Annotated in this window: 18 protein-coding genes and 1 pseudogene; 9 read left to right on the top strand and 10 right to left on the bottom strand. The window is 70.1% G+C overall.

The window, feature by feature from the left end:
* Nucleotides 1-35 precede the first annotated feature (35 nt).
* The 3 genes from purB to WH85_RS15735 are packed head-to-tail and all read right to left on the bottom strand — an operon-like array spanning nt 36 to nt 3,225.
* Complete coding sequence (gene purB, locus WH85_RS15745) at nt 36-1,457, bottom strand: adenylosuccinate lyase (RefSeq protein WP_045742598.1); 1,422 nt, start codon at nt 1,455-1,457, stop codon at nt 36-38.
* Nucleotides 1,454-2,710: an MFS transporter gene (locus tag WH85_RS15740; protein WP_045742597.1), complete on the bottom strand. Its 1,257-nt coding sequence runs from the start codon at nt 2,708-2,710 to the stop codon at nt 1,454-1,456. Before WH85_RS15740 ends, purB begins: the two co-directional genes overlap by 4 nt.
* Nucleotides 2,707-3,225, bottom strand: a complete 519-nt coding sequence (locus WH85_RS15735; RefSeq protein WP_045742596.1) for an ArsR/SmtB family transcription factor — start codon at nt 3,223-3,225, stop codon at nt 2,707-2,709. The genes WH85_RS15740 and WH85_RS15735 overlap by 4 nt, the downstream gene beginning before the upstream one ends.
* A gap of 131 nt (nt 3,226-3,356) precedes the next feature.
* Between WH85_RS15735 and WH85_RS15730 the strand changes: the two genes are divergently transcribed.
* Nucleotides 3,357-3,809 (top strand): SCP2 sterol-binding domain-containing protein, encoded by a 453-nt coding sequence (locus WH85_RS15730; protein ID WP_045742595.1) that lies wholly within the window; start codon nt 3,357-3,359, stop codon nt 3,807-3,809.
* 70 nt (nt 3,810-3,879) lie between these two features.
* On the opposite strand, the gene WH85_RS15725 is transcribed toward WH85_RS15730, so the two are convergent.
* From WH85_RS15725 to purD, 3 genes are all read right to left on the bottom strand, one after another.
* Nucleotides 3,880-4,380, bottom strand: coding sequence for a hypothetical protein (locus WH85_RS15725; protein WP_052720477.1), 501 nt, complete (start codon nt 4,378-4,380; stop codon nt 3,880-3,882).
* A gap of 199 nt (nt 4,381-4,579) precedes the next feature.
* Entirely contained in the window at nt 4,580-4,786 is a 207-nt protein-coding gene (locus WH85_RS15720) for a hypothetical protein (protein WP_157411016.1), read from the bottom strand.
* Between the two features lie 148 nt (nt 4,787-4,934).
* Entirely contained in the window at nt 4,935-6,176 is a 1,242-nt protein-coding gene (gene purD, locus WH85_RS15715) for a phosphoribosylamine--glycine ligase (RefSeq protein ID WP_045742593.1), read from the bottom strand.
* A gap of 122 nt (nt 6,177-6,298) precedes the next feature.
* Between purD and WH85_RS15710 the strand changes: the two genes are divergently transcribed.
* The 3 genes and pseudogenes from WH85_RS15710 to WH85_RS15700 all read left to right on the top strand — a co-directional run.
* A complete protein-coding gene (locus WH85_RS15710; protein WP_045742592.1) occupies nt 6,299-7,591 on the top strand; it encodes an adenylosuccinate synthase in 1,293 nt (430 codons plus the stop codon).
* A gap of 2 nt (nt 7,592-7,593) precedes the next feature.
* Nucleotides 7,594-8,550, top strand: a complete 957-nt coding sequence (locus WH85_RS15705) for a diacylglycerol kinase family protein (RefSeq protein WP_045742591.1) — start codon at nt 7,594-7,596, stop codon at nt 8,548-8,550.
* Nucleotides 8,551-9,007: 457 nt separating this feature from the next.
* Nucleotides 9,008-10,282: pseudogene (locus tag WH85_RS15700) on the top strand (MinD/ParA family ATP-binding protein); the annotation flags it as partial.
* A 390-nt stretch (nt 10,283-10,672) separates the two neighbouring features.
* Here WH85_RS15700 and WH85_RS15695 read toward each other — a convergent pair.
* Together WH85_RS15695 and WH85_RS15690 are read right to left on the bottom strand one after the other, a co-directional pair.
* Entirely contained in the window at nt 10,673-11,095 is a 423-nt protein-coding gene (locus tag WH85_RS15695) for a DUF3151 domain-containing protein (RefSeq protein WP_045742590.1), read from the bottom strand.
* 223 nt (nt 11,096-11,318) lie between these two features.
* Nucleotides 11,319-12,308 (bottom strand): ADP-ribosylglycohydrolase family protein, encoded by a 990-nt coding sequence (locus WH85_RS15690; protein ID WP_045742589.1) that lies wholly within the window; start codon nt 12,306-12,308, stop codon nt 11,319-11,321.
* A 76-nt stretch (nt 12,309-12,384) separates the two neighbouring features.
* Here WH85_RS15690 and WH85_RS15685 point away from each other — a divergent pair, with 76 nt between their 5' ends.
* The 3 genes from WH85_RS15685 (at nt 12,385) to WH85_RS15675 (ending at nt 14,266) form a co-directional block, all read left to right on the top strand.
* On the top strand, nt 12,385-13,572 hold the full coding sequence (locus WH85_RS15685; RefSeq protein ID WP_045742588.1) for an LOG family protein: 1,188 nt from the start codon (nt 12,385-12,387) through the stop codon (nt 13,570-13,572).
* Nucleotides 13,573-13,625: 53 nt separating this feature from the next.
* On the top strand, nt 13,626-13,925 hold the full coding sequence (locus tag WH85_RS51600; protein WP_045742587.1) for a hypothetical protein: 300 nt from the start codon (nt 13,626-13,628) through the stop codon (nt 13,923-13,925).
* 80 nt (nt 13,926-14,005) lie between these two features.
* The gene (locus tag WH85_RS15675) at nt 14,006-14,266 is read left to right on the top strand and encodes a hypothetical protein (RefSeq protein ID WP_045742586.1); all 261 of its coding nucleotides are present in this window, start codon (nt 14,006-14,008) and stop codon (nt 14,264-14,266) included.
* Between the two features lie 98 nt (nt 14,267-14,364).
* Here WH85_RS15675 and WH85_RS15670 read toward each other — a convergent pair whose 3' ends face one another.
* Together WH85_RS15670 and fbaA are read right to left on the bottom strand one after the other, a co-directional pair.
* Nucleotides 14,365-14,886, bottom strand: coding sequence for a hypothetical protein (locus WH85_RS15670; RefSeq protein WP_045742639.1), 522 nt, complete (start codon nt 14,884-14,886; stop codon nt 14,365-14,367).
* 105 nt (nt 14,887-14,991) lie between these two features.
* Entirely contained in the window at nt 14,992-16,017 is a 1,026-nt protein-coding gene (gene fbaA / locus WH85_RS15665) for a class II fructose-bisphosphate aldolase (protein WP_045742585.1), read from the bottom strand.
* Nucleotides 16,018-16,174: 157 nt separating this feature from the next.
* Here fbaA and WH85_RS15660 point away from each other — a divergent pair, with 157 nt between their 5' ends.
* Nucleotides 16,175-17,224 carry a hypothetical protein gene (locus WH85_RS15660; RefSeq protein ID WP_157411015.1) on the top strand — a complete coding sequence of 350 codons (1,050 nt, stop codon included), beginning with the start codon at nt 16,175-16,177 and terminating at the stop codon, nt 17,222-17,224.
* A 76-nt stretch (nt 17,225-17,300) separates the two neighbouring features.
* Entirely contained in the window at nt 17,301-17,504 is a 204-nt protein-coding gene (locus WH85_RS15655) for a hypothetical protein (protein ID WP_045742583.1), read from the top strand.
* Nucleotides 17,505-17,553 lie beyond the last annotated feature (49 nt).

Genomic DNA, 17,553 nt, shown 5'->3' with positions numbered 1-17,553 from the left:
GTGATCCCGCGGGACCACGGAGAACGGCTCAGGGATCAGAGGATCGGGGCGGGTGCGTAGGCGGCCGCCGACGGGTGCCGGGCAACGATCTCGGCGACCCGGTCGGCGACCGCGCGCACCTGCGCCGGTGCCGCGCCGACGAACGCCGCCCGGTCGGCGACCAGGGTGTCGATCTCGGCCCGGGACAGCTGCAGGCGCTCGTCGCCGGCCAGCCGGTCGAAGAGGTCGTTGACGGCCACGCCCTTCTCCCGCATGGCCAGGGCCACGCCGACCGCGTGCTCCTTGATCACCTCGTGCGCGACCTCACGGCCGACGCCCTTGCGGACCGCGGCGACCAGCACCTTGGTGGTGGCCAGGAACGGCAGGAAACGGTCCAGCTCGCGGGCGATGACGGCCGGGTACGCCCCGAACTCGTCGAGCACGGTGAGGAAGGTCTGGAACAGCCCGTCGGCGGCGAAGAACGCGTCCGGCAGGGCCACCCGGCGCACCACCGAACAGGAGACGTCACCCTCGTTCCACTGGTCGCCGGCCAGCTCGCCGATCATCGACAGGTAGCCGCGGACGATCACCGCGAGGCCGTTGACCCGCTCCGACGACCGGGTGTTCATCTTGTGCGGCATCGCCGACGAGCCGACCTGGCCCGGCTTGAAGCCCTCGGTCACCAGCTCCTGGCCGACCATCAGCCGGATCGTGGTGGCCAGCGACGACGGGCCCGCGACGACCTGCGCCAGTGCGGAGACCACGTCGAAGTCGAGCGACCGCGGGTAGACCTGGCCGACGCTGGACAGCACCCGGGCGAACCCGAGGTGCTCGGCGACCTTGGCCTCCAGACCGGCGAGCTTGTCCGCCGAGCCGTCAAGCAGGTCGAGCTGGTCGGCGGCGGTGCCGACCGGTCCCTTGATGCCCCGCAGGGGATACCGCGCGATCAGGTCGTCCAGCCGCTCGTACGCGATGAGCAGCTCCTCCGCCGCCGAGGCGAACCGCTTGCCGAGCGTGGTGGCCTGCGCCGCGACGTTGTGCGACCGGCCGGTCATCACCAGGTCGGAGTGCTCGACGGCCAGCGCGGTGAGCCGCGCCAGCGTGGCCACGACGCGTCCGCGGATCAGCTCCAGGGACGCCCGGATCTGCAGCTGCTCCACGTTCTCGGTCAGGTCGCGGGAGGTCATCCCCTTGTGGATCTGCTCGAAGCCGGCGAGTTCGCTGAACTCCTCGATCCGCGCCTTCACGTCGTGGCGGGTGATCCGCTCGCGGGCGGCGATCGACTCCAGGTCGACCCGGTCGAGCACCGCCTCATACGCCTCGACGGCACCGTCCGGCACGTCCACTCCGAGGTCGCGCTGGGCCTTCAGGACGGCGAGCCAGAGCTGCCGTTCCATCCGGATCTTCTCCTCCGGGGACCAGAGGGCGACGAGGTCGGCGGAGGCATAGCGGGCGGCGAGCACGTTCGGGATGGTCACGACACCGATTCTTTCATGGGCCCCGCCGAGTCCTCCGGCAGCTGGTGACGCAGGGTGCGGACGGAGGAACTGCTCAGCATGCCCACGGCCGCCACGAACATCACCGCGCTCGCGCCGATCAGGGCCGGCCCGGCGCCGGCCGCCTCACCGATCGGGCCGATCGCGATCTGCCCGATCGGCATGCCCAGGTACGAACCGAGCATGTCGTAGGAGTAGACCCGGGCCAGCCGGTCGGCCGGGACGTGCTCCTGCATCGAGGTCTCCCAGGCGATGCCGAACTGCTCGATCGCCAGGCCGGACAGGAACGCCGCGGCGATCAGAACCGGCAGCTGCGGGAGGACGCCCAGGGCCAGCACCGGCAGGCCCCAGAACAGGCAGCAGACGACGCCGTACCCGAGCAGCCGCCGCACGCGCAGGCGCAACACCACCACCGCGCCGGCCACCATGCCGGCGGTCTGCGCGGCGAGCACCAGACCCCAGGCCTGCCGGCCGACGGTGTCGTCGGCGACGACCGGGCCCAGCACGTTCATCGCACCGGCCCAGGCCATGTTGGCCAGGCAGAACCCGGCGACCACCACCCACAACCAGGTGCGGGAACGGAACTCGGTCCAGCCGGTCCGCAGGTCGGACAGGACACCCGGGCGGGCCGTCCCGGGACCGGCCGGCGGCCGGGTGGGCAGCCGGAGCACCGCGAAGAAGAGTGCGGACAGCGCGAACGTGCCGGCATCGACCGCGATGCCCCAGCCCGGGCCGATCAACGCGACCAGTGCGCCACCCGCCGACGCCCCGATGATCATCGCGCCGTTGTGTGCCATCCGGGTGAGGCCGTTGGCCTGCTGGCGGATCTCCGCCCCGACGATCAGCGGCATGAGCGCCGCGGAGGCGGGCTGCGAGACCGCGGCGACCATGCCGTTGAGCACGGCGAGCACGATCAGCACCGGCACGGTGGCCGCGCCGGTCAGCACCAGTGCCGCGACGGCGGCCTGGGTGCCGGCCGCGGCCACCGAGGCGCCGACCAGCAGCAGGCCGCGCGGCAGGCGGTCGGCCAGCACCCCGCCGAAGAGCAGGAGCAGGACGTTGGCCAGCGTCCGGGCGCCGACCACCAGGCCCAGGTCGCGGGCCGAGCCGGTGAGGTCGAGGACCGCGAAGGCAAGTGCGATCGGGGCGAACGCGTTGCCGAACGCGCCGGTCGTGCGGGCGGCCAGCAGCCACCGGAAGTCGCGCAGGCGCAACGGTGCCAGCGCGGCGCTCACGACGGGTCGTCCATCTCGAAGAGGGCGATGGTGGTGCTGGTGCGGACGGTGCCCGGGGTGCGGGACGGCTGGGCGGCCTGGTGCAGATCGTGGAGTGCGGCGGCGATCCGGTCCCGGATCTCCCGCCACTTTCCGGGGTCGACCCAGACCTCGGCGTCACCCATGAGGTCGACACCGGGCCATCGGGCGGCGGCCGCCCGCCGTTGCAGATCGGTGGCGACGACCGGGAAGAGTTCCCGCTTCTCCTCCGCGGCGACCGTCCCTCGGGGGTGCTGTCCGACGTAGCGGTAGCGCTTGGCGACACCGCCGCGGATCTTCTCCTCGCCGGCCACCACGATCCGGTCGGCGGCGAGGAGATTGCGCAGGTGGTAGCTGGCGTTGGCGTGGGTGATGCCGAGCTCGCGGGCCACCTCGGCGGCGGTCAGCGAGGCACCGGTGAGCAGCGACATGATCTGCAGGCGGACCGGATGGGCGAGTGCCCGGAGGGCGGCCGTGTCACCTTCTCCCAAAGACATGTTGGGGAGTCTATGAGCACGGTAGGCCGACTGTCCAACGGATGTTGGGGAGTGGCACACTGCACGAGGACACGGCATTCTCGCTAAGGTTACTGGCGAGTAGGCAATTGATCATCCCGAAAGGTCCGCAGATGACTGATTTCAGCCCCGAGTCGCTCGCGTCGATCGGCCCGAAGGAGTTCGCCCAGCTCGTCAAGTCCACCCCGGACTCCAAGATCTCCGAGGTGATGGCGTCGGACCTGCGCCCCAAGATCCTCGACGAGGTGTTCAACCGGATGCCGTCGCTGTTCCGCGCGGAGAAGGCCGGCAACACCCAGGCCGTCATCCACTGGACCATCACGGGCGGCCCGGCCGGCTCGAGCGACACCTACGAGACCGTGATCGAGAACGGCGCCTGCACCGTCACCAACCAGCCGGTCCGCGAGCCCAAGCTGCACATGACGATGGACTCGCTCACGTTCCTCAAGACCATCACCGGCGAGGGCAACCCGATGATGCTGTTCATGACCGGCAAGATCAAGGCGAAGGGTGACCTCAGCCTGGCGGCCAGCATCGCCAAGCTGTTCGACATCCCCAAGAACTGAGAACACAACACGGCAAAAGGGGTGTGCGATCGATGCGCACACCCCTTTTCTCGTACGCCTCAAAGTCCCGTCACCCACGACCCCGACGCTTTCGGCCGGGCGCGAGGCCGGTACGACTCCGCCGTTCCACCTGATCAGGCTCGACGACGTGGTATCCCGCCGCACGCAGCTCCAGGACGGCCGCATCCGGATCACGACGAATCGCGGCCCGCAACTGCCGACGTTGAAACGCCTCACGGCTCACGGCGAGACGCTCGCGTGCCTGCGGCTTGGGGTCGAGAAAACGTTCGTCGATCAGCATGTCGATAACATCTTCGACGGAAGGCCGGTATCGTCGCCCACCCACGGTGAAGTGCAGCTTTCCCAGCCCGCCACGACTCCGGCCGGAAGCGACAAGCACGTCGTCCCAGTCCTTGCTCCCGCCGATGACCTGGACGTGCGCGTCCGGATATCCGGCCTTGTCCCGCTCGTAGTCGTAGTGGAGAAGTTCCACCTGGTCGAAACCCTTACTCAGGGTGTAGGTGGATTCCTGGGTGACGAGGTACCCCTCGGGATCCAACGCGGTCCGCATGTGCACCGCCAGCCACAGCGGAACATCCCCGCTGGTCCGGAGTCGCACCGGTTGCGCCCTACCGACCTTTCGTAGCTCGGTCCCGAGGAATACGACACCATCCGGACGTTCCAGAACTCCGATATACGCCCCGTCGCAGACGGTCGCGTTCAGGAGGTCTTTCAACTGGTTGGCGAATGATCTGGTCAGACTCGCCAGGTCAACTCGTGGAGCCACCCACCATCACCCACAGTTCGCGGGCGGCGGCAGAGGCGAAATCGCGCTCCTGCGCTTGCCTGCGCAGCTCGGCCATATCGATCCCGAGCGCGGCGAGCTCCTGTTGTACAAAGGTCGTCCAATCAGCCGGCGAGGGCCGGAGGACCTGCACTTCCTCGTCCGATTCGATGGCGGTCGCCTGCGGAGTCATGTCGTCTCCCACGCTCGTCGGCCGGGTGACCACAGAGTGCGGTGCCCGAGTGAGTGCGGCTCCGGAAAACCACACCAAGCTACTAGGACCCTACCTGCGGTCAACCCATCGAACAACCGGCGTTTCTCCCTCTAAACGGGCAATAGACTCAGAGCTTGATCTCGCCCCGGACCGCCCGGAGAGCGATGTCGGTGCGGTACTGGGCGCCGTCCAGCTTCACCCCGTCGACCAGTGCGTAAGCCGCGTCCCGTGCGGACGCCAGGTCGTCACCGACGGCGGTGACACTCAGGACGCGCCCGCCGGCCGAGACCAGAGCCCCGGCAGCGTCCCGGGCGGTGCCCGCGTGGATGACGCCCGGCCGCTCGGCGCCCTCGATCACATCACCGGTCCGCGGAACGCCCGGGTAGTTGTGGCTCGCCATCACGATGGTGATCGCCGAGCCGTCCTTCCAGCGCAGCGGGCCGTGCTCGGCGAGCGTGCCGGTGGCCGCGGCGTTGAGCAGCCCGGCCAGCGGCGACTCGAGCAGCGCCAGCACGACCTGGGTCTCCGGGTCGCCGAACCGGGCGTTGAACTCGATCACCTTCGGGCCGTCCGGGGTGAGCGCGAGTCCGACGTAGAGCAGACCGGCGAACGGCGTGCCCCGCTTGCGCATCTCCGCCAGGGTCGGCTCGACGGTCTCCCGGAGCACCCGCTCCACCAGGTCGTCCGGCGCCCAGTCCAGCGGCGCGTACGCCCCCATGCCACCGGTGTTCGGGCCCTCGTCGTCGTCCTGCAGCCGCTTGAAGTCCTGAGCCGGCATCAGCGGCGCCACCGCGGTCCCGTCGGTGACCACGAAGAGCGACACCTCGGGGCCGGGCAGGAACTCCTCGATGACGACCTTGCCGCACGCCTCGGCGTGGATCAGGGCCTCGTCGAGGTCGTCGGTGACCACCACACCCTTGCCGGCCGCGAGACCGTCGTTCTTCACCACGTACGGCGCACCCAGCTCGGTGAGCGCGGCACGGACCGCGTCCATCTCGGTGCAGGCGAACGACCGGGCGGTCGGCACACCGGCGGCGGCCATCACCTCGTTGGCGAAAGTCTTGGAACCCTCCAGGGCCGCGGCGGCGGCACTGGGGCCGAAACAGGCGATGCCCTCGGCCCGGACCGCGTCGGCGACGCCGGCGACGAGCGGGGCCTCCGGGCCGACCACCACGAGGTCGGCGCGCAGGGTGACGGCGAGCGCCGCGACCGCGGCGGCATCAGTGACCTTGACCTCATGCAGCTCGGCAACCTGGGCGATGCCGGGGTTGCCCGGCGCGGCGGCCAGGAAGTCGACGGACGGGTCAGCGGCAAGGCCGACGGCTAGCGCGTGTTCGCGCCCACCGGAGCCGATCAGAAGTACGCGCACGACGGCCCATCCTACCTGCGACACGGTCGCGTAAACTTCGGCAGTACCCGGGCTCCTCCAGGTACGACGTGGGGCAATGCTCCCTATCGGGCAATGCTCCTTCGGGAAGGGCATCACACAAAGTGCCGGTGATCGTTTTGGTCGGCGCCCAGTGGGGCGACGAGGGCAAGGGCAAAGCCACGGACCTGCTGGGAGACCGGCTGGACTACGTGGTGAAGTTCAATGGTGGTAACAACGCGGGCCACACCGTCGTGATCGACGGCGAGAAATACGCACTACACCTTCTTCCGAGCGGCATCCTCTCCCCGAACGTCGTACCGGTCATCGGCAACGGTGTCGTCGTGGACCTCAACGTGCTGTTCCAGGAGATCGACGGCCTCGAGGCCCGGGGCATCGACACGTCCCGGCTGCGGATCAGCGCCAACGCGCACGTGATCGCGGCATACAACCGGTCGCTCGACAAGGTCAGCGAGCGGTTCCTCGGCGCGCGGCGGATCGGCACCACCGGGCGCGGCATCGGCCCGACGTACGCCGACAAGATGAACCGCATCGGCATCCGGGTGCAGGACCTCTTCGACGAGTCGATCCTGCGGCAGAAGGTGACCGCCGCGCTGGCGTTCAAGAACCAGGTGCTGTCGAAGATCTACAACCGCAGCGCGGTCAAGGGCGAGGAGGTCGTCCAGGAACTGCTCTCCTACGTCGAACGGCTCCGGCCCTACGTCGCCGACACGGCACTGGAGCTGGCCCAGGCCATCGACCAGGACAAGGTCGTGCTCTGCGAGGCCGGCCAGGCCACCCTGCTCGACGTCGACCACGGCACCTACCCGTTCGTGACCAGCTCGAACGCGACGGCCGGCGGCGCCTGCACCGGCTCCGGCATCCCGCCGACCCGCATCGACCGGGTGGTGGCGGTACTCAAGGCGTTCACCACGCGTGTCGGCGAGGGCCCGTTCCCCACCGAGCTGCACGACAAGTTCGGCGACTACCTGCGCGAGGTCGGCCACGAGTACGGCACCACCACCGGCCGTCCCCGGCGGATCGGCTGGCTCGACCTGGTGATCGGCCGGTATGCCCAGCGGATCAACGGCGTCACCGACTTCGCGATGACCAAGCTGGACAACTACGACGGGCTCGACGAGATCCCGGTCTGTGTGGCATACGAGGTGAACGGCGTCCGGCACGACGAGATGCCGATCAACCAGACCGACTTCCACCACGCCACCCCGGTCTACGAGACGCTGCCCGGCTGGAAACAGGACATCTCCGGCTGCCGCAAATTCTCCGAACTCCCGAAGCAGGCACAGGAGTTCGTCGAGTTCGTCGAGCAGCGGGTCGGCGCACGCATCTCGATCGTCGGCGTCGGACCGGGCCGCGAGGCGGTCATCGAGCGCCACTCGGTGCTCAGCGGAGCCTAGGGATGTTCGACGTCGTGCTGCTCAGCCTGGCCGAGGGCCAGGGCGGCTCCGACTCGTGCGGGTCGGGGTGCGGTGGGTGCAACGCCGTGTGCGCCACCCCGCGTACCCCGGTCCTCGCCTGCGCCGACGCGCTGCGCGAGGCCGGCGCCCGAGTGGAGACGGTGATGGCCGGATCGGACCAGGAGATCGACGCGGTTCTCGCGCGGTTCGACGGTCCGGCCCGGCCGGACGGCCTGACCTGGCCGGATCCGGAATCCAAGCTGAGGTTGGTGGTGGCGAGCGCCACCGACGGCCAGTTGCGCGCCGTCGTGCGCAGGCTGGTCCGGCGGTACGCTCCGCCGCCCAGCAAACGCCCGGACGATCTGCCGGCCGTCCGGACCGTGCCGGACCTGCCTCCGCTGGCCATCCTGCCGCTCGACCCGACGCACACCGGGGACCTCGCCGCCCAGCTCGGCCTGCCCCGCACCCCCGCGGCCGTGGCGGCGGCGGTGCTGGAGGGCTCGGTCCGCCGGCTCGACCTGCTGCGCAACGACGGCGGCTCGGTCACGCTCGACGGCGCCCTGCTCGGCGGATCCGACGACGACGGGCGTGCGGTGCCGTGGCGCGGCCGGGTCGAGGTGGACGACGCGCTGCTCACCGACGGCGAGGAGCCGGTCCTGGCCTGTGCGGTGGGCAACGCTGCGGGATACGCCGAGTTCGACGGCCTGCGGCTGCTCGCCGACGGCGACCCGACCGACGGCCGGGTCGAGGTGGCGGTGGCCGTCCCGATCGTGGTCAAGCAGCGGTTCCGGAAAGACACCAAGATCCGTATCGAGGTACGCCGGGCCCGCGGCCGGGCGGTGTCGGTGCTGCCCCGCGAAGGCGATCTGCAGTTCCTGGACGACGGGGTGGCGGGATCCACAAGCCGCAAACGATCCTGGTGGACCGAGCCGGGCGCCTGGGCGGTGTACGCGGGCTGACGCTCTCTGTGACAGGCTGAACCGGACATCCGGTCCGATTGCCTGTCATCCGGGAGGTCGATCCGTGCAGGACGAGTCCGTCCCTCCGCCCCGCGACGTGGAACCGTTCTGGGACGGCACCGGGGAGCCTTCGCAATCTTCTGTACCTCCGGCGCCTTCTTCGCCGGGGGTCTCGGAGGCCCCGGTGCACGGCCGTGTGGTGCCGCTCGACGGCCGTCGGCCGCCCGCTGTGGAGGTCGAGCCGGGTGTCTACCGGCCGGCCGGGCGGGCGGCGCCGGAGTTGCCACCGGGCGTGCACGTCCCGGCTCAGCGGGCCGGCGGGTCCCGCCCTCCCGCGCGGGATCCGGGTCCCGATCGCGCGGCTCCCGGGCGCGCGATTCCTGATCGCTCGGCTTCCGGTCACGCGGCCTCTGATCACGCGGCCTCTGATCACGCGGTTTCCGATTACGCGAACCCGGATTCGCCGTGGGCACAACCTCTGCACCGGCCGGCGGATCCGCTCGCCGCGCCCGTGCCCCCACCTACACCGGAGTCCGTGCCGCTGCCTGCGCCGGAGCCTGTTCCGGCTCTGCCGCCTCCGCCGACTGCCCTGGCGCCCCGGACCCGGACCGTGCCGCCGGCATCGACCGAAAGACCGCCGGGCTTCACGGAGAAACCGGGCACTCCGGAGAAGCCGGGTGCCCTGGAGAAGCCGGGTGCCCTGGAGAAGCATGGGGTGCCGGCCATGCCGGACGGGCCGAACCCGTTCGACGAGCCGCCGGCCGGCAACCCGTTCCAGGAACTCGCCTGGCTGGCCGACGGCACGCCGACCGCCGAGGAGTTCGCCCGGCGCCGGATGGCCCGCCCGCCCCAGCAGGACGCCACCATGGGACCCCGGGCGCTGCTGCGCAAGAGCACACTCGGCCTGGTCAAGATGGCGCCGGGCCGCCGGGAACGCGAGTTCCGCCAGGACGTCGAGATGGTGCGCCGCAACTTCGGCGGACTACGCCAGGTCACCGTGGTCAACCCGAAGGGCGGCGCCGGCAAGACGGTAGCCGTGGTGCTGCTCGCGATGACGTTCGGGCAGAAGCGCGGCGGGTACGTGCTGGCCTGGGACAACAACGAGACCCAGGGCACCCTGGGGATGCGCGCCCAGCAGGACTTCCACGCCCGCACGGTCCGAGACATGCTCCGTGACCTGCACCTGTTCCAGGGTTCCCAGGGCCGGGTCGGAGACCTGTCACAGTATGTGCGGGCGCAGGGCGAGGGCATGTTCGACGTACTCGCCTCGGACGAGTCCGCAACCGCCGGCGAGATGCTGACCGCGGGCGCGTTCGCCGAGATCCGCGACGTGGTCAGCCGCTTCTACAAGCTGATCTTCGTGGACACCGGCAACAACGTGCGGGCGGAGAACTGGCAGGCCGCGATGGACGCCACCGACCAGTTGGTGATCACCATGTCGGCCCGTAACGACTCGGCCGAGACCGCCGCGCGGATGCTCGACCACTTGGAGCAGAGCGGCCGGCGACGGCTGGTGCGGCAGGCGGTGACCGTGGTGACGATGCCGCCGACCCGCAAGGACATCGACCTGCCCGCGATCGAGAAACACTTCGCGGCGCGGACCCGGGCGGTGCTGCTCGCCCCGTACGAGAAGCTGGTCGACTCCGGTGAGCCGATCCGTTACGGCGAACTCTCCGCCGACACCCGCGACGCCTGGCTCAAGATAGCCGCCGCCGTGGCCGAGGGCCTCTGACCCACCCCGTGTGTCGACGTCAGGCGCGCACAACGCCCCAACTCACCACACCCCAAGCAGCGTGGTGAATTGAGGCGCGTAGGACACCCGAACTCAACACACCCCAAGCAGCGTGGTGAATTGAGGCGCGTAGTACACCCGAACTCAACACACCCCAAGCAGCGTGGTGAATTGAGGCGCGTAGGACGCCCAAACTCAACACACCCCAAGCAGCGTGGTGAATTGAGGCGCGTAGAACGCCCAAACTCGACACAGCCCGAGCAGCGTGGTGACTTAGGGCGCGTAGGACGCCCAAACTCAGCACACCCCAAGCAGCGTGGTGAATTGAGGCGCGTAGGACGCCCGAACTCGACACAGCCCGAGTGGCGTGGGGAGTTCGGGCGTGAGCGGTCAGCTGAGAGCGTCGGCGGCGGCCGGGTCGCTGTCGCGCAGGAACTGGGCGCAGCGGGCCGCCTCGTCCGCCTCACCGATCGCCGCGGCGGCCTGCGAGAGGACGTGCAGGCAGCGCAGGAAGCCCTGGTTGGCCTCGTGCGACCAGGGCACCGGCCCGTGGCCCTTCCAGCCGTTGCGGCGCAGCGCGTCCAGTCCGCGGTGGTATCCGGTCCGGGCATACGCGTAGGCCGTCACGTGCTCGCCGTCGGCCAGAGCACCGGCGGCGAGGGGCGCCCACGCGGCGCTGTAGGCGGGGTGGGCGGCGGCGACCGCCTTGTAGGCCTCCGCGGTGCCCGCGGAAGCGGCCTCGGCGAGGGCCTTGTCCGCCACGGCGTCGGCGGGCAGGCGAGTGGCCGGAGGCTCGGGAAGGAGGTTCTGCATGCCCTCATTCAACCCGGCCGGCCGGTGTTCATTCCGCCCTGCCCGCTTTTCCCCCGACCGGAACCGCTTGAACCTACCGGAAACGCTTGAAACCACTGGAAACGCTTGAAAACACCAGGAACACTTAAAAACACCAGGAACACTTGAAAGCACTAGAACTGCTTGAACAGCACGGCACCTGACGTCGGACGGAGCCTTCGAACCGCGCCGCCCGGCGGGACGGTCAATCCCAGGCCCTGCCCAGACGGAACAGGCGGTCCGCGTACTCGATCTGGGTCTGCCACTCGGCCGGCCACGCGGCGAGGCCGAGCGAAGCCCCCGCGAAGGACCCCGCCAGGCAGGCGATGGAGTCGGAGTCGCCGGACGACGCCGCGCCGCGCCCCAGGACCGCGACCGGCTCGTCCGGGGAGATCAGATAGCAGTAGAGCGCCGTGGCCAGCGCCTCCTCCGCGATCCATCCGGCGCCGGTGGCCAGGCACGGGTCGCCGGTGTAGTCGCCTGCGGCGAGCGCCGCCTCCACCCGGTCGAGCGCCGTCGCGCACTCGTCCCAGCCCCGGGCGATGAATTCCTCCGGTGAGCTCACCGCGGGCCGCTGCCAGAGCTCGCCCAGCCAGTCACCGTGGTAGACCTTGCGCTGCTCGGCGCAGCGCTGCCGGAGCGCCGCGAGCAGATCGGCCGGCGCCAGGCCGTTGCCCAACCAGAAGATGGCGTACGCGGTGAGCTCACTCGCCGCCAACGCGGTGGGGTGCCCGTGTGTCAGTGCGGCCTGGAACTGCGCCACTCCGGACCGCACCTCGTCGCTCAGCCCGGGGACGAGCCCGGCCGGTGCGACCCGCATGTTGGCCCCGCAGCCTTTCGAGTCTGCCTGGGTGGCCCGGGTCCACGGCCGGCCGTCGGCGAGCGCGCCGATCGCCCGCAGGCAGGTCATCCCGGGTGCCCGGTCGTTCTCCGGGCTGTTCGCCCACTCCAGGAAACGGCGGCGCAGCACCGGCTCCAGCAGGCCCGGGGTCAGCGTGCGCACCTCCAGGAACGCCTCACCGACCGCCAGGGTCATCTGGGTGTCGTCGGTGACCAGCGCCGGCTCGCCCTCGAGTCTGCGCGGTCCGCCCGGACCGTATCGGGCGACGATCTCCTGGTAGTCCCGGAACTCGGTGGGTTTTCCCAGGGAGTCGCCGTAGGCGAGCCCGAACAGTGATCCCGATGCAGCACGCATGCGGTCAACTCTAGGTTCGCCGTCAACGACAAGGGCCACCCGGCTGTCGTTCGCGCGCCACGCGCAAGATGGAACGATGCCGGATCCTCTGCAACCCGTGCTCGGCGGCGACATGCCGTTCGACGCGACCGCCCTCGAGATCGAATCCCGTGCCGAGTTGGACGTCCATCTCGCCAAGCGCAGCCTGTCCGGGCTGGTGGTGCTCGGTCTGCACCTGGACGTGGACCCGCCGGATCTGACCGGTGTGGACGTCGGCGGCGCGTTGTTCGTCGGCTGCCGGCTGGCCGGCCCGGAGGTGGAGATCGATCTGATCCGGCGGGGCGCGCATCTGATCCCGCCGTTCCGGGAGCGCCCGTATCCCACCCATCCGGCCCTGCTCTACACGCCGGAGGACCTGTCCCGGGGATTCGCCGAGGCCGGTTTCGCCGGAATGTTCGACACGCTCGTCTACCAGCATTTCGTGGCGCACGGCGGGCCGGTCCCGGACATCCGGGAGGCCCTGTCGCAGCGGCTGCACGACGCCGGCATCGACAACGCGCTCGGCAAGGCCCTGGCGGCGTGGGCCGCGGTGCACGGGCACGAGGGGCCGGTCGGGATCATGGGCGGGCATGCGGCGCCGCGGGGCTCGGCGGCGTACCGGATGGCCGCCTCGCTGGCCCAGCGCCTGGCCGGGGCCGGCCGCCTGATCGTGACCGGCGGCGGCCCGGGGGTGATGGAGGCGGCGAACCTGGGGGCGTTCTTCGCGTCCCGCGGTACGGAAGAGCTGGCCGCCGCGATCGACATGCTGTCCGGTGCGCCGGATTTCCCGGACCACGAGCCGTACACGGCGGCGGCGCTGGCGGTCCGGCGGGCGTTCCCGGTCGCCGCCACCGATGTCGCCGGCCTGCTCCGGCACGGCGGTCTGGCCCTGCCCACCTGGCTGTACGGGCACGAGCCGGCCAACCTGTTCGCCGGGCAGATCGGCAAATACTTCTCCAACGCGGTCCGCGAGGACTCGATCCTGCGACTGTCCCGGGGCGGCATCGTGTTCGCACCGGGCTGGGCCGGAACGGTCCAGGAGATCTTCCAGGCGGCGACGAAGACGTTCTACGCGACGGACGGGCCGTCGGGGGCGTACGTGTTCCTCGGCGTCGAGCACTGGTCCGCTCTGCCGGTGGTGGACCTGCTGCGGCCGTTGCTGGCCCGGTCCCCGCACGGCGATCAGTCGCACCTGGTCGTGGTCACCGACTCGCTGGACGAGGCGGTCGCCGCGTTGCAGCCGTGACCTGGCCGGTCGACTGATCCCGGGTGCTGGCGGGCGTGCCGCACACTGCGGGCATGGTGGGATTCGTCTTGATCCTCGCGCTCGGGGGCGCGCTGTTCCTCTTCACCGTCGCGGTGTTCGCTGCGGTGATCATTTTCGGCCGGGCACGGCGGGGACGGGACGGCAGCCGGAGGAGCCGCCACGGTGGTTACGCCGGGGGCGGCTATGTCGGCAGCACCAGTTCGTCGCACGACTCGGGGTCGTCCTGGGACAACTCGTGGAGCAGCGATTCGTCGGACTCCGGGGGTGGGTGGGGCGGCGGCGACAGCGGCGGTGGTGGGGACAGCGGCGGTGGTGGCGGTGGCGGCGACTGATCTCCCGAGGTCACGGCACCCGGGCGGAACGGTGGCGGCACCCAGGCGGAACGGTGGCGGACGTCACTCACACTGCAGCCATGATGACCGCGCTGCTTCTCCTCATCGGAGTGTTGATCCTGGTCGGACTGGGTTTCGCCACCTCGGGCCGGCATCGTCGTGGACACCACCGCCACACCGGGGCCGGGGCCGGCGCCGCCTCCAGCGTGTACCCGTACACCGGTGCGCCGACCGACACCGGCGCAAGCTGGGGTGACAGCGGCGGCTGGGGCGGCGGTGGAAGCGACGGTGGCGGAGGTGGCGGAGGTGGCGGTGACGGGGGCGGCAGCAGCGGCTGCTGACCCTCAGACCACGTGAACCCGGCTACTCCGCGGGCCACGCGAACCGGCGGACCCGCCCGGCTCTCAAGCCCACGTGAACCGGCGGACCGGGTCGGCTCTCAGGCGACGTGGATACGGCGCCAGTGCGCGGCGGGCAACTCGGCCTCCGGCACGTCGGTCAGCCCGTTCTCGTCCATCGCGTTGTACACCGCGAGCCGGGCGCCGTCGAAGAGGAACTCGACCGCGTGCAGCACCCGCGGACGCCAGTCGGCGGACGTGGTCCGTTCGATGATGTTGACCGCCCGGAGCGGTCGGCCCCGCGCCTTCCGCAACGCGGCGTGCGGGTCGGCCCGCCAGTCGAAGTGCTCGTACCAGTCGATCGGCACGGCCATGTCGATCTGGTCCCAGGTGATCGCACACTCGTCGAACTTGCGGTGGGTGACCTCGACGCGGCTCTGGCCGAAATCCAGGATCACCGGGCCGTCGGCGAACCAGCCGCGCTGCCCGACGTCCCACATCAGCCAGCCGGACCGCAGCTTACGGCCGATGAGTCGCACGAACGCGTGCCGGTGGATGGCCGCGAGTGCCTCGGCGTCGTGATGCCACTCGGGTTTCCACCCGTCGATAGCGAACACGATCACCGGTCCCTTGATCAAGAACGGGCTCGATCGTACCCATGTACCTGGGTGATCCCACAACGACAGCAGCGGCCGGCCCCGGCATCGGGACCGACCGCTGCCGGATGACTACTTGGCGAACGTGGTGCCGGTCGAGCGGAGGTGCTCGCAGGCCTCCACGACGCGCTTGGCCAGACCGTTCTCGGCCAGCTTGCCCCAGGCGCGCGGGTCGTACGCCTTCTTGTTGCCGACCTCGCCGTCGATCTTCAGCACGCCGTCGTAGTTCTTCATGACGTGGTCGACGACCGGGCGGGTGAACGCGTACTGCGTGTCGGTGTCGATGTTCATCTTGACCACGCCGTAGTCCAGCGCGCCGTGGATCTCCGAGAGCAGCGAGCCGGAGCCGCCGTGGAAGACCAGGTCGAGCGGCTTCTCCTTGCCGTACTTCGCGCCGATCGCGTCCTGGATCTCCTTGAGGATCTCCGGACGGAGCTTGACGTTGCCCGGCTTGTAGACGCCGTGCACGTTGCCGAAGGTGAGGGCGGTCAGGTAGCGGCCCTTCTCACCCAGGCCGAGCGCGGCAGCGGTGGCCAGGCCGTCCTCGACGGTCGAGTACAGCTTGTCGTCGATCGCGGCGGAGACGCCGTCCTCCTCGCCACCGACCACGCCGACCTCGATCTCGAGGATGATCTTCGCGGCGGCGGAGAGGGCCAGCAGCTCCTCGGCGATCTGGAGGTTCTCCTCCAGCGGCACGGCCGAGCCGTCCCACATGTGCGACTGGAACAGCGGGGCGAGGCCCTTGGAGACGCGCTCCTTGGAGATCGCGAGCAGCGGCCGGACGTACCCGTCGAGCTTGTTCTTCGGGCAGTGGTCGGTGTGCAGCGCGATGTTGACCGGGTAGTTCTTGGCGACCTCGGTGGCGTACTCGGCGAGCGCGACGGCACCGGTGATCATGTTCTTGATCGTCGGGCCGGACGCGTACTCGGCGCCACCGGTGGAGATCTGGACGATGCCGTCGCTGCCCGCCTCCGCGAAGCCCTGCAGGGCGGCGTTGAGGGTCTGCGAGGACGTCACGTTGATCGCCGGGTACGCGAACGCGCCGCTCTTGGCGCGATCGATCATCTCGGCGTAGACCTCGGGGGAAGCGATAGGCATCAGTGCGCTCCTTGCTCGTGGAACGGGAAGCAGAGGGCAGGACCGCGCTGTCCTCCACAGGCAGTATTCCGCAGTCGCGTTGCGTAGCGGAAATCACCCCGAAATCCCGACGTCGAATCCGGCACATGGGTCTTATCACTGTAAATAAGCTCGACTCATGTCCGTACTTCTGGGGCGGATCGCGACGGTGACCGTCGCGATGATGCTCGCTCTCTGTGGTGTTGCGGCCCCCGCCCAGGCCGCATCCGGCTTCCAACTGCATGTGGAGACCGCGACATTGGCACCCGGGAGTGATGGGAAAGACGTGATTATCTGGGGCACAGTCCCCGGAAGGGGTACACATCACCTCCGCCTCACTGTGGATCGGGCCGGTGTCGACGCCTTCGCCGCCGTCACCGTCGACCCGACGAGCTTCTTCACCCTGTCGGTCGGCGGCGGCGACAGCTCTTACCGAGCGGCGTCGCCCTGCACCACCGTGGGACTGCGCACGACCTGCACCATCACCGTGACCGAAACGGTGTACCCGAATCCCCTGGGGATGCTCTGGGTTGAGGCACGCCCCAACGCCACGACACGGGACTCCGGCATCGTGAAGGTGACCGGCAGCATCCTCACCGCGACGACGGTATGGACGACCGCGGCCGAATGGTCGGACATGACCAGTGTCTTCGACGGTGGCACCCCGGCCGCGCCCGGGACCGGCCCGGAACTCACCCTGACCGAGTTGACCGGCGCCGCGGCCGAACCGCAGGCCGACCTCGATCAGGAGAACAACCACGCGTTGCTCGACATGGCGATCGGCGGCGGACCGGCGACCGACCTGGCCGTTCTGGGTGCTCGCGGATCCGCCCCGGTCGGTGGCCGACTGACCCTGCGGGTGACGCTCGTCAATCACGGCCCCCGCCGGATCCGGCCCGATCTCTACCTCAACAACATGGTGACGTTGGAGGTCCGGCCGCCGGGGAACACCGAGATCGTCGGGAGCGACTGTCTCCCGATCCGGGAGCGGATGCTCTGGTGCTACCCGTCCAAGCCGCTCGCCGCCGGGGCGAGTCAGACGTTCGCTGTTCGGCTGAAGGTCACCAAGGGATCGCCGACGCCGGGGCGGGTGCGGTTCGGTGCGCAGATGAGCGGGTACGCCCGCCCGGTCGACCCCGATCGGGCCAACGACAGTGCGGAGATCGTGGTCACGCCGAGGGGTGCCTGACGGTTTGTCCGGCATCCGGAGCGGGGAAGGCCCACCATGGGGGCAGGGAACCGGCCGCGAGCGTAGGGAGCCCACGATGGCCGAGCGGGTGCTGGACGAGATCGACGTGGAGACGCCCGAGGTCGACGCGGCTGAGCAGGCGGTGGTCGCGGGCCCGAGCTGGCACGATGACGAGCCGGAGGAGCCGGGGCGCAGCCGGACGCCGGCGCCGGTCGAGGCCAACGAATGGGACGTCCAGGAGCAGGCTCGGGTCGTCGAGTTCGACGACGACTACCGCTGACCTCGGTTTTTCGATCGCGTCGATGGCGGCACGCTGACACCATCGACGC

The organism is Actinoplanes rectilineatus (assembly GCF_000962825.1).
GTDB classification, from domain to species: Bacteria; Actinomycetota; Actinomycetes; order Mycobacteriales; family Micromonosporaceae; genus Actinoplanes; species Actinoplanes rectilineatus.
This window is presented reverse-complemented; position numbering and strand designations above follow the sequence as displayed.